Origin of the sequence: Tianweitania sp. (genome assembly GCF_032053605.1) — a bacterium.
GTDB lineage: Bacteria > Pseudomonadota > Alphaproteobacteria > Rhizobiales > Rhizobiaceae > Tianweitania.
Genome location: NZ_DAMBUH010000006.1, coordinates 66,036 through 77,084, shown reverse-complemented (window position 1 = coordinate 77,084; position 11,049 = coordinate 66,036). Strand labels below are relative to the sequence as shown.

General features: G+C 62.1%; 11 protein-coding genes. 1 reads left to right on the top strand and 10 read right to left on the bottom strand.

The features are described 5' to 3' along the window. Window positions 1-9 precede the first annotated feature (9 nt). The 9 genes from RTX98_RS03180 to RTX98_RS03140 all read right to left on the bottom strand — a co-directional run bounded on the left by RTX98_RS03180 (window position 10) and on the right by RTX98_RS03140 (window position 9,319). Window positions 10-711 (bottom strand): glycosyltransferase, encoded by a 702-nt coding sequence (locus RTX98_RS03180; RefSeq protein WP_312794508.1) that lies wholly within the window; start codon window positions 709-711, stop codon window positions 10-12. Between the two features lie 114 nt (window positions 712-825). Beyond that, on the bottom strand, window positions 826-1,434 hold the full coding sequence (locus RTX98_RS03175; protein ID WP_312794507.1) for a hypothetical protein: 609 nt from the start codon (window positions 1,432-1,434) through the stop codon (window positions 826-828). Between the two features lie 12 nt (window positions 1,435-1,446). Beyond that, window positions 1,447-1,845: a F0F1 ATP synthase subunit epsilon gene (locus RTX98_RS03170; protein WP_312794506.1), complete on the bottom strand. Its 399-nt coding sequence runs from the start codon at window positions 1,843-1,845 to the stop codon at window positions 1,447-1,449. 65 nt (window positions 1,846-1,910) lie between these two features. Continuing rightward, a complete protein-coding gene (gene atpD / locus RTX98_RS03165; RefSeq protein ID WP_312794505.1) occupies window positions 1,911-3,353 on the bottom strand; it encodes a F0F1 ATP synthase subunit beta in 1,443 nt (480 codons plus the stop codon). Window positions 3,354-3,409: 56 nt separating this feature from the next. Then, entirely contained in the window at window positions 3,410-4,294 is an 885-nt protein-coding gene (locus tag RTX98_RS03160) for a F0F1 ATP synthase subunit gamma (RefSeq protein WP_312794504.1), read from the bottom strand. A 24-nt stretch (window positions 4,295-4,318) separates the two neighbouring features. Then, the gene (gene atpA, locus RTX98_RS03155) at window positions 4,319-5,848 is read right to left on the bottom strand and encodes a F0F1 ATP synthase subunit alpha (protein WP_189504764.1); all 1,530 of its coding nucleotides are present in this window, start codon (window positions 5,846-5,848) and stop codon (window positions 4,319-4,321) included. Then, entirely contained in the window at window positions 5,848-6,408 is a 561-nt protein-coding gene (locus tag RTX98_RS03150; protein WP_312794501.1) for a F0F1 ATP synthase subunit delta, read from the bottom strand. The genes atpA and RTX98_RS03150 overlap by 1 nt, the downstream gene beginning before the upstream one ends. A gap of 241 nt (window positions 6,409-6,649) precedes the next feature. Beyond that, window positions 6,650-7,045 (bottom strand): DUF4345 family protein, encoded by a 396-nt coding sequence (locus RTX98_RS03145; RefSeq protein WP_312794499.1) that lies wholly within the window; start codon window positions 7,043-7,045, stop codon window positions 6,650-6,652. 81 nt (window positions 7,046-7,126) lie between these two features. Continuing rightward, a complete protein-coding gene (locus RTX98_RS03140) occupies window positions 7,127-9,319 on the bottom strand; it encodes a primosomal protein N' (RefSeq protein ID WP_312794497.1) in 2,193 nt (730 codons plus the stop codon). 112 nt (window positions 9,320-9,431) lie between these two features. Here RTX98_RS03140 and fsa point away from each other — a divergent pair, with 112 nt between their 5' ends. Next, a complete protein-coding gene (gene fsa / locus RTX98_RS03135; RefSeq protein WP_189504768.1) occupies window positions 9,432-10,085 on the top strand; it encodes a fructose-6-phosphate aldolase in 654 nt (217 codons plus the stop codon). 71 nt (window positions 10,086-10,156) lie between these two features. Here the strand turns inward: fsa and RTX98_RS03130 are convergent, their stop codons facing one another. After that, window positions 10,157-11,047: a 1-acyl-sn-glycerol-3-phosphate acyltransferase gene (locus RTX98_RS03130; protein WP_312794494.1), complete on the bottom strand. Its 891-nt coding sequence runs from the start codon at window positions 11,045-11,047 to the stop codon at window positions 10,157-10,159. Between the last annotated feature and the right edge of the window lie 2 nt (window positions 11,048-11,049).

Sequence of the window (11,049 nt, the reverse complement as noted above, 5' to 3'; positions counted from 1 at the left end):
GAGTGCGGATCAGATCGGCTGCCAGCCTGGCTCGACCTTGTCGGCCTCAGCGCGCCATTCATCGCCGTAATCAACATTCTGCCAGTCCTTGAACCAGGGGCCGCCATTGGTGAAGTGGACTGCGCCCGGCGTGCCGGTTTCCGGCTTCTCGTTCCAGCCTTCCAGCCAGTTCCAGCGTGTCAGAATCTCGCCGATCTCATCATCACCCGCCCATTGCATGCGGTGGAGGTAAGCGCCGCTTTCGCGGTTGATCCGTTCCGGTGTCAGCTGCTGGGTCGAAGGGTGTTCGCAGTTGAAGAGCATGAAGCTCGACCAGTTCTTGCGGGGATAATTGGTCTGCACCTTCCCATCCATCTTCACCGTCGCCTTGGGCGTGTAGTCGTGTTTCACGCAGGCCACCGCGAGCGAGGGATCGCGATGTTGCAGGATCTCGGCGATGTCATCGAGAAACAGAAAATCGCAATCGCAAAACAGCGCCCAGCCCTTGAAGCCGGCCATATAGGGCACGAAGAAGCGTGAATAGGTGAATTCGGTGGAAGCGAGCGGGTCGATGTCGCGGGTGTAAACACCCTGTTCCACTAGTTCATGTACCTTGATCGGGAAAACCCGCACCGGCACGCTGGCATGGTCCTTCAGCGTTTTCTCGGCGACGTCGTAAGCAATCGGCTCGCGCGAGTCCCAGCCGATGTAAATGTCCAGCGATTGATCCATGGTTTCCAAGCCCTCCAGTTAACCCGCACCACCCCGCAAGATGGAGGAACAGAAGGAAATGTCGAGCAAAACCATCATGGCCGCATAGGCCAGTTGTCGGAAATCGGCTGGTCGTCAGGCCATCATGGTCAAGCGGCCGTCGGCGATCTTCTTTTCCACCCAACCGCGCTCGTCCGACCAGGCATGACGCTTCCAACCTTCCCAGGAGAACCCACAAATCTGGACGTGGTGCTCGGGGTAATGGTGGAAGACGTGGCGCAGGCCGAGATAGCCAGTGCTGGGGAAGACCGTGCGCATCTGCTCACGCGGAATGCCGAGCTCGGCGCAGCCATCCTCGTAAAAAGACGGCGGCATGATCCGCACTTCCTTGCCGGCCATGCCAAAGGCTTCAACGGCCTGGATGGTCCAGTCCGCTTTGCGGCCGCGCAGGCTCGACAGCCAGTTCGGCCGGATCATGTAGGTGCGAATGGCGTAGGGGTGGTAAGGGAAAACGATCTCGCCGGCGTTCTGCACGATGGCAGAGCGGAAGTAACCGGGATCGCGCAACCGGCGCTGCATAGGCTTGCCGGAATTGCTGACCATCAGCATGTCGGTCTTGACGCCCGACAGGCCGATCGACTCTTTGGGTTCGTTGAAGCGCAGAACGAAGTCGGCGCTTTCGACCTCATCCGTCAGATCGCGCGGCAGCCGGCCATTGCCGACAACGACGACACGGCCGGTCATAGCCGTTCAGCCTCAGACTGCGTCGCCGAGAGCGGACAGGTGATGCAGGAATTCTTCGGCGCGGGTGCGGGCATGATCGTCCGGCGCGCTGCCAATATCGGCGCGTGCGCGCTCAACGCGGGCCGTGATGTCGGCCTTGTCTAGCGTGTTGATATGCGTGGCCGATTCGGCCAGAAGGGTGCAGGTATCCGGAAGAATATCCGCGAAGCCGCCATAAACGACGTAACGATCTTCCTTGCCGGAAACCGTCTTCACCGTCACGATGCCGGGCTTGATCGTGGTCATCACCGGCGAATGGTTCGCCATCACCGTCATCTCGCCTTCGGTGGCGGGAATGACGATCGATTCAACGCTTTCCGAAACGAGCAGGCGTTCCGGCGAAACGAGTTCGAACTTGTAGGGCTCGGCCATGACGTCTCACATATCAGCTGAAATGACCGGCGATGAACCTCGCCGGTCATGGGGTGCTTGGTTGATCAGGCTGCTTCGGCAGCGAGACGCTTGGCCTTTTCAACGGCCATGTCGATGGAGCCGACCATGTAGAAGGCGGCTTCCGGCAGATGGTCGTATTCGCCATCCACGAGGCCCTTGAAGGAGCGGATCGTGTCTTCGAGCGGAACCAGCTGGCCGGGTGAACCGGTGAACACTTCGGCCACGAAGAACGGCTGCGACAGGAAGCGCTCGATCTTGCGGGCGCGAGCGACCGTGACCTTATCTTCTTCCGACAGTTCGTCCATGCCCAAGATGGCGATGATGTCCTGCAGCGACTTGTAGCGCTGGAGGATTTCCTGAACGCGACGAGCGACCGTGTAGTGTTCTTCGCCGACGATGATCGGGTCGAGCATGCGCGAGGTCGAATCGAGCGGATCAACGGCCGGATAAATACCCTTTTCCGAGATTGCGCGGTTCAGAGTCGTGGTTGCGTCCAAGTGAGCGAAGGAGGCGGCCGGAGCCGGATCGGTCAAATCGTCGGCGGGCACGTAGATGGCCTGCACCGAGGTGATCGAACCCTTGGTGGTAGTGGTGATGCGTTCCTGCATCGCGCCCATGTCGGTTGCCAGCGTCGGCTGATAACCCACGGCGGACGGAATACGGCCGAGCAAAGCGGACACTTCCGAGCCAGCCTGCGTGAAGCGGAAGATATTGTCCACGAAGAACAGCACGTCCTGGCCCTGATCGCGGAAGTGCTCGGCGATCGTCAGACCGGTGAGAGCGACGCGGGCGCGGGCACCTGGCGGCTCGTTCATCTGGCCGAACACGAGGGCGCACTTGGAGCCTTCGGTCGAGCCGTTGTTCTCGTGCGGATCCTTGTTCACGCCGGACTCGATCATCTCATGGTAGAGATCGTTGCCTTCGCGGGTCCGCTCGCCGACGCCGGCGAACACGGAGTAACCACCATGCGCCTTTGCGACGTTGTTGATCAGCTCCTGGATTAGCACCGTCTTGCCGACGCCAGCGCCGCCGAACAGGCCGATCTTACCGCCGCGAGCGTAAGGAGCCAGGAGGTCGATGACCTTGATGCCGGTAACGAGGATCTGCGCCTCGGTCGACTGGTCGACGTAAGGCGGGGCTTCCTGGTGGATGGCGCGGCGCGATTCCGAAGGAACCGGACCAGCCTGGTCAACCGGCTCGCCGATGACGTTCAGGATGCGGCCAAGCGTGGCTTCGCCGACGGGAACCATGATCGGGGTGCCGGTGTCGCGCACGGCCTGACCACGAACCAGACCTTCGGAGGAGTCCATGGCGATGCAGCGCACAGCGTTTTCGCCGAGATGCTGCGCCACTTCGAGAACGAGGCGATTGCCGCCATTGTCGGTCTCGAGCGCGTTCAAAATTGCCGGAAGGTCGCCGCCGTCGAAGGCCACGTCCACCACGGCGCCGATGACCTGCGAGATGCGGCCGGTCTTGGCTTCTGCCATCGTATCTAACCCTTTTATCTAGGCTGCGGCGGCTTTCGCCTCCGAGCGATTGGTTTTTAGAGCGCTTCCGCGCCCGAAATAATCTCGATGAGTTCCTTGGTGATCTGCGCCTGACGCTGACGGTTGTAGGTAATCGTCAGACGGTTGATCATGTCACCGGCATTGCGCGTCGCATTGTCCATGGCGCTCATCTTGGCACCCATCTCACCAGCGACGTTTTCAAGCAACGCGCGGAAGATCTGGACGGAAATGTTGCGCGGGATGAGATCGTTGAGGATCTCAGCCGGATCCGGCTCATAGTCGTATACCGCGCCATTTGTGCCCGACACGGCGCCAGCCACAGCCGGCAGGCTCGCCGGGATGATCTGCTGCGCGGTCGGAACCTGGCTGATCACCGACTTGAACTCGGAATAGAACAGGGTGCAGACGTCGAACTCGCCGGCATTGAACATCTCGATGACGCGGCGGGCGATTGCTTCCGCATTGGTGAAGCCGATCTGCTTGACTTCGCGCAGTTCGACCTTCTCGATGATCAGCGAGGCGAACTCGCGGCGCAAAATGTCGTTGCCCTTCTTGCCGACGGTGAAGATCTTCACCGTCTTGCCTTCGGCGATCAGCTTGCGGGCATGATCCCTGGCAAAGCGCGCGATCTGGCTGTTGAAGGCGCCGGCCAAACCGCGGTCGGCGGTCGCAACGACCAGCAGATGCACGTCGCGCTTGCCAGTGCCCGTCATCAGGGCAGGGGCGTCGCCGCCATCGGCAACAGCCTGGCTGATATTGGCCAGAACGGCTGCCATGCGCGTGGAATAAGGCCGCGCGGCTTCCGCTGCTTCCTGGGCACGACGCAGCTTCGCCGCGGCGACCATCTGCATCGCCTTGGTGATCTTCTGCGTCGCCTTAACCGAAGCGATGCGGTTGCGAAGTTCTTTCAGGGAAGCCATGCGGCGGCTCTATCCTCGGGTCGGTTACGCGTAGGTCTTGGCATAAGCGTCGAGCGACGCCTTGAGATTGGCACGCGTCGCATCCGACAGCTGCTTCTCCTGGCGGATCGTCTCGAGAACGCTCTTGCCTTCGCTGCGCATGTAGGACAGCAGGCCCTGCTCGAACTTGCCGACCTGGTTCACAGGCAGCTTGTCGAGATAACCGTTGACGCCGGCATAGATCACCGCGACCTGCTCTTCCGTCTTCAGCGGCGAGAACTGCGGCTGCTTCAGGAGTTCGGTCAAGCGTGCACCGCGGTTGAGCAGGCGCTGCGTCGAGGCGTCGAGATCCGAGCCGAACTGCGCGAAGGCAGCCATCTCACGATACTGGGCAAGCTCGCCCTTGATAGAGCCGGCAACCTGCTTCATCGCCTTAATCTGGGCCGACGAACCGACGCGCGACACGGAAAGACCGACGTTCACGGCAGGGCGGATACCCTGGAAGAACAGGTTGGTCTCAAGGAAGATCTGGCCGTCGGTGATCGAGATCACGTTGGTGGGAATATAGGCCGACACGTCGTTGGCCTGCGTTTCGATAACCGGCAATGCCGTCAGCGAACCCTTGCCATTGTCGTCGTTCAGCTTTGCAGCGCGCTCGAGGAGACGCGAATGCAGGAAGAACACGTCGCCCGGGTAAGCTTCACGGCCTGGCGGACGGCGCAGCAGCAGCGACATCTGGCGATAAGCCACGGCCTGCTTGGAGAGATCGTCATAGGCGATCACGGCATGCATGGCGTTGTCGCGGAAGAATTCGCCCATGGCGCAGCCGGCGAACGGTGCCAGGAACTGCATCGGAGCCGGATCGGAGGCCGTTGCGGCAACCACGATCGAGTATTCCAGCGCGCCGCGCTCTTCCAGCGTCTTCACGAACTGAGCAACGGTGGAGCGCTTCTGACCAACGGCAACGTACACGCAGTACAGCTTCTGCGATTCGTCGTCGCCCTGATTGAGCGGCTTCTGGTTGAGGAAGGTATCCAGGATGATGGCGGTCTTGCCGGTCTGGCGATCGCCGATCACCAGCTCGCGCTGGCCACGGCCGATCGGGATCAGCGCGTCGATGGCCTTGAGGCCGGTAGACATCGGCTCATGCACGGACTTGCGCGGGATGATGCCGGGAGCCTTGACGTCGACGCGGCGACGCTCGTCGGACACGATCGGGCCCTTGCCGTCGATCGGGTTACCCAGGGCGTCGACAACGCGGCCGAGCAGCCCACGGCCAACCGGCACGTCCACGATCGCGCCGGTGCGCTTGACGGTGTCGCCTTCCTTGATGTCGCGGTCGGCGCCGAAAATAACCACGCCGACATTGTCGCTTTCGAGGTTCAGCGCCATGCCGCGGATGCCGCCCGGGAACTCGACCATTTCGCCCGCCTGGACGTTGTCGAGACCGTAGACGCGGGCAATGCCGTCACCAACGGAAAGAACCGAACCAACTTCAGAAACCTCGGCCTCGCGACCGAAGTTCTTGATCTGGTCCTTCAGAATTGCGGAAATTTCCGCGGCGCGGATATCCATCAGCCGACCTCTTTCAGTGCGAGCTTAAGCGAAGCGAGTTTCGTTTTGAGCGACGTGTCGATCTGGCGTGAGCCCATCTTGACGACGAGGCCGCCGAGAAGGGTCGGATCAACAGTCACGTTGATTGATACGTCCTTGTTGGCAATGCTTTTCAGCGCAGCCTTCAATTCGGATTCCTGGGTTTCCGTCAGCGCATGCGCCGTGGTCACCTCGGCCGTTGCTTCGCCGCGATGATCGGCAGCGATTCGGCGGAATGCCTGGATCATGCCGGGAACAGCAAACAAACGGCGGTTCTGAGCGACAACCTGCAGGAAATTGGCGACCAGACCGGTGATGCCAGCCTGTTTCAGCACGGCGGCGAGCGCCTTTTCCTGATCTTCAGCGGAAAAAACCGGGCTCTTGATGAGGCGGGTCAGATCCTCGCTCTCATGAAGCAGAGCCTCGAAACGGGTAAGATCAGCCTCAACAGCGGGGATGCTGTTTGTTTCGCGCGCGAGGTCGAACAATGATCCCGCGTAGCGGTCGGCAACACCAGCGATCAGCGAAGTGGATTGAGCCACGTTACGTCTTTTCTCTCTGCCTTGAGGGCCGCAGGGTTAAGGACCGCAGATTGTGGCGCGAGCACTTGGACTCTGGCTTAAATCTTTGACCTTGTGTGCAAATCAGGCTGAAGCAAGCGGCTTTGCCACCCCCTCCGGCCAAAAGTCGATTGCCGTCTAGCACAGGCAAAACGGTGCCGCAACATAGCGGACGGCCACGATTTGAACAGATTTGTCGCAGCGGACCGAAGCGTTCCTTCGATCAGGCGATGAATCCCAGCGCGAAGGCCAGCGCCAGTCCGGCCAGAGCGCATTCCAGCACGAGGCGCATCCAGTTGAAGGGCGTGCTTGCCTTGTCGGAGAGGATCGAAACGAGGCGGCCGAACGCGGTGAAAGCCCAGGAAAACCCCAGCGCCAGATAGACCCAGAACTGGCCGGTAAGCAGGCAGCAGAGCCCAACGCCGAGATAAAAGCCGGCCATGGTCGCGCGGCCTTCGCTAATCGCCTCGGGATGACCGGGAAGCGGAGCAATGCGCAGGATGCGGAACGACAAGGCGGGCGCGATCAGCAAAGCCAAGCCAAACAAAACCGTGATCGCGGCGGATGTGAAAGCCAGCCACTCGCCATTCGTGATCGGCCAGGGAAATGCGAGGTTCATGCGGATCCTGCGAATCGCTCAGTTTGGCTGTTCTAGCGCGAGACGGCCTGCCTTTGCATCACCGCAGCTGAAGCATCGCATTTACAGGAAACTCTGCGGGTCGATGTCGACCTGGACCCGCAGCGATCCACGCGGCTTGGGGCCGGTGGCGAGCAGGGTGCGGATGTAGGTCTGGATGTCGGCCTTGCGTTCGCCCTGGATCAGCAGGCGGAAACGATGGCGGCCGGCGATGAGGGCGAGCGGGGCTTCGGCGGGACCGAGAATGTCGATGAAGTCGGACTCCGGTGCTGCGCGGCGCAGAGCGCGGGCATGGGTTTCGGCTTCGGCCTTGGTTTCGCCGCTGACGATGATGGCGGCAAGGCGTCCGAAGGGGGGAAGGTGTCCGCGGCGGCGTTCGGCAATTTCCTGCGCGTAAAAGGCGTCCGAATTCCCTGAGACCAGCGCACGCATGACGGGATGATCGGGCTGGTAGGTCTGGATCAGGCCCCGGCTCGCCTTGCCGGTGCGGCCAGCACGGCCCGTGACCTGGCTAAGCAGCTGGAAGGTTCGCTCGGCGGCGCGCGGGTCGCCGTTGGCAAGACCGAGGTCGCCGTCCACGACGCCGACCATCGTCATGTTGGGGAAGTTGTGCCCCTTGGCGACGAGCTGCGTGCCGATCACGATATCGGCTTCGCCCTTGGCGATGGCTTCCAGTTCCAGCCTCAGCCGCTTGGTGCCGCCCAGCATGTCGGACGACAGCACGATGGTGCGCGCCTCGGGGAAGGCCGCGTCCACTTCCTCGGCGATCCGCTCCACGCCCGGTCCGCAGGCGACGAGATGATCCAGCGTGCCGCATTCCGGACAGGCTTCGGGCTTGGGTTCATGATGGCCGCAATGATGGCAGATCAGCTGGCCGCGGAAGCGATGCTCCACCAACCAACTCGAGCATTGCGGGCATTGGAAACGGTGACCGCACACGCGGCAGAGCGTCAGCGGGGCGTAGCCGCGCCGGTTGAGGAACAGCAGCGCCTGTTCGCCGCGCTCGACGCTGTCGCGCATTGCGTCAACCAGAGCCGGCGACAGGAAGTTGCCGCGCGCCGGCGGGGAACGCCGCATGTCCACGGCCCGAATTGATGGAAGGGCGGCTTCGGCATAGCGGGCGGGCAGGGAAACGAGACCGTAGCGCCCGCTGGTTGCGTTAACGCGGCTTTCCACCGACGGTGTCGCGGATGCCAGCACCACCGGGAAGCCGCCAAGCTGGCCCTGCACTACCGCCATGTCGCGCGCATTATAGAAGACACGGTCTTCCTGCTTGTAGGCGGGGTCGTGTTCTTCATCGACCACGATCAGGCCGAGTTCCTTGAAAGGCAGGAACAGGGCGGAGCGTGCGCCGGCCACGACCCGCACGCGGCCCTCGGCTAACTGGCGCCAAACCCGCTCGCGCATGCGCGGGGCGAGATCGGAATGCCATTCGGCAGGCTTGGCCCCGAAGCGATCATGGAAGCGGTCGAGGAAGGCCTGAGTCAGCGCGATTTCCGGCACGAGAACCAGCACCTGACGGCCCTCCTTGAGGGCTGCCGCGATCGCTTCGAAATAGACTTCCGTCTTGCCGGAGCCGGTGACGCCATCGATCAGCGACACGGAAAAGGCGTCATCGGTGATGCGAAGGCGCAGGGCTTCGGCTGCCTCGGCTTGGCCGTCGCTCAGCGTCGGCGCGGCATAATCCGGATCGGGCTCGGCGACGACGGGCCTCGCGGGGATCTGCACCTTTTCGAACACGCCTTGCGCCGCCAGCCCATCCACAACGGTCATCGACACGCCGGCCGCATGGGCCAGGCCGGAGCGTGTCCAGGCGAGGTCGCTGCCGTGTTCTTCCACGATGGACAGGACCCGGGTGCGTGCCGGCGTCATGCGGTCGGGATGGCGGTTGGTCAGCACCAGACCGTCAATATCAGGCTCGGGATCGAAGGCGGTTGGCACGCGAAGGATCATGCGCGGGACCATGCCGGGTGCGGCCAGCGTGTAGCCCGCGACCCATTCCACGAAGCGGCGCATGCGCTCCGTGACAGGCGGGCAATCGAACACTTCCGAAATCGGGCGCAGCTTGCGCGCATCCACCGAGCCGCCTTCGCCATCCCAGACGATCCCCGCGACTTCACGCGGTCCAAGCGGGACGCGCACGATCGAGCCCGGCACGACCTGCATGCCGGGTGGAACCTGATAGGAATAGGGAGCTTCGGCAGGCATCGGCAAGAGAACCGGCACCACGCGAACCCCAAGCGAATCTTGCGTCATTGCGCGTGACCTTGCCGCTTTCTTGCGCTAGAGCAAGCCCCATACAAAAGCGGGCCAATCGACCCGCGCCACGCCCGCTTCCACCGTGGGCAAACATGCCAAGGAGACGGTTATGAAGTTTTTCGTCGATACCGCTGACGTCAAGGACATCCGCGAGCTGAACGATCTCGGTCTGCTCGACGGCGTTACCACCAATCCGTCGCTGATCCTGAAGTCCGGCGGCTCGATCGCCGAAGTCACCAAGGAAATCTGCTCCATCGTCGAAGGCCCGGTTTCAGCCGAGGTTGTGGCGATCGAGTATGACGAGATGATGCGCGAAGCCGACTTCCTGTCGAAGATCGCCGACAATGTCTGCATCAAGCTGCCGCTGACCCTGCCCGGCCTCAAGGCCTGCCGTGCCATCACCGGTGACGGCCGCCTCGTCAATGTCACGCTCTGCTTCTCGGCCAACCAGGCGCTGCTCGCCGCCAAGGCGGGTGCTACCTTCATCTCGCCCTTTATCGGCCGCGTCGACGACATGGGTCTGGATGGTATGGAGCTGATCCAGGAAATCCGCCAAATCTACGACAACTACGATTACAGCACGGAAATCCTTGCGGCCTCGATCCGCACCGTGAACCACGTCAAGCAGGCCGCGCTGATCGGCGCCGACGTCATCACCGCACCGCCCGCCACGCTCAAGGCCCTGGTAAAGCATCCGCTCACCGATAAGGGTCTCGAGACCTTCCTGGCCGACTGGGCCAAGACCGGCCAGAAGATCGGCTGATTTTTTGGCATCGTGAAATGAGAAAGGCCCGGGCGGCGACGCTTCGGGCCTTTTCTTTGTGGGGTGCCTGCTTAGCCGAATGTCGCGGCGGGGTTGGTCTTCAGCGTGTCGACCGTAAAGGTCTGGAGCCGTGCGGTCAGTTCGGCCGGGTCGCCGTCGAGCTGGTCGGGTTCAATTGCCTTGCCGACATGGAAGGTGAATTTCATGCCCTTCTTGTTCAGCAGCTCGCGGAACAGCGTCATGTCGCGCAGTTCGGTGGAATGCTTGGACAGGAAGTAGAACAAGCCGGAATTGCGGGCTGAAATGTTCACCGGCACGACGGGAAACTTGTAGCGACGTGCCAAGGCGACAAACGACGTTTGCCACGGACGTTCGGTCAGCTTGCCCTCATTCCAGTAGGCAATGCGGCCGGCTGGAAACAGCACAATGGCGCGCTTTTCCTGAAAGGCGCGCGCCGTCAGTTCCAGCGTTTCGCGGCTCTTGGCATGGCTCTTCTCGCCGGCGCGCCATTCCACGGGAATGATCACGTCGCGAAACTGCGGCGCAACGCGCTGCGCATCGCGATTGGCGAAGATGGCGATGTCCTTGCGCACCTTGTTGACGAGATCGAATGCCGCAATCCCGTCTGCGATGCCGGTTGGGTGGCTTGGCGCCAGGATCACGCCGCCGGTCGCCGGGATGTTTTCCAACCCGGTGATCGTGAGATCGAGCTGCAGCACCTTGCTGATGAAGTCGAGCGCGTCCCAGCCCGGCAGCGGCGCGATGCGGTCGGCCATACGCACGGCCTGATGATAATGCATCAACCGGAACAGAAGCGGCTTGGCGATGGGCCAAAGGGGGTGGCGTGACAGGTTGGTCGTGCGCTCATCGATCAGGCGATCGATGATATGCCGTTCATCCGCCGGAAAGAGTTCCGCCGGAAAACTGCCGACCCCGGTCGTGACCGAAGGTCTCACTGTCATGA

What these genes read in the sequence shown, in the direction of transcription:
- RTX98_RS03180 (WP_312794508.1), bottom strand. Translation starts at nt 711, where the DNA reads ATGGATCAATCGCTGGACATTTACATCGGCTGGGACTCGCGCGAGCCG.
- RTX98_RS03175 (WP_312794507.1), bottom strand. Translation starts at nt 1,434, where the DNA reads ATGACCGGCCGTGTCGTCGTTGTCGGCAATGGCCGGCTGCCGCGCGAT.
- RTX98_RS03170 (WP_312794506.1), bottom strand. Translation starts at nt 1,845, where the DNA reads ATGGCCGAGCCCTACAAGTTCGAACTCGTTTCGCCGGAACGCCTGCTC.
- atpD (WP_312794505.1), bottom strand. Translation starts at nt 3,353, where the DNA reads ATGGCAGAAGCCAAGACCGGCCGCATCTCGCAGGTCATCGGCGCCGTG.
- RTX98_RS03160 (WP_312794504.1), bottom strand. Translation starts at nt 4,294, where the DNA reads ATGGCTTCCCTGAAAGAACTTCGCAACCGCATCGCTTCGGTTAAGGCG.
- atpA (WP_189504764.1), bottom strand. Translation starts at nt 5,848, where the DNA reads ATGGATATCCGCGCCGCGGAAATTTCCGCAATTCTGAAGGACCAGATC.
- RTX98_RS03145 (WP_312794499.1), bottom strand. Translation starts at nt 7,045, where the DNA reads ATGAACCTCGCATTTCCCTGGCCGATCACGAATGGCGAGTGGCTGGCT.
- RTX98_RS03140 (WP_312794497.1), bottom strand. Translation starts at nt 9,319, where the DNA reads ATGACGCAAGATTCGCTTGGGGTTCGCGTGGTGCCGGTTCTCTTGCCG.
- fsa (WP_189504768.1), top strand. Translation starts at nt 9,432, where the DNA reads ATGAAGTTTTTCGTCGATACCGCTGACGTCAAGGACATCCGCGAGCTG.
- RTX98_RS03130 (WP_312794494.1), bottom strand. Translation starts at nt 11,047, where the DNA reads ATGACAGTGAGACCTTCGGTCACGACCGGGGTCGGCAGTTTTCCGGCG.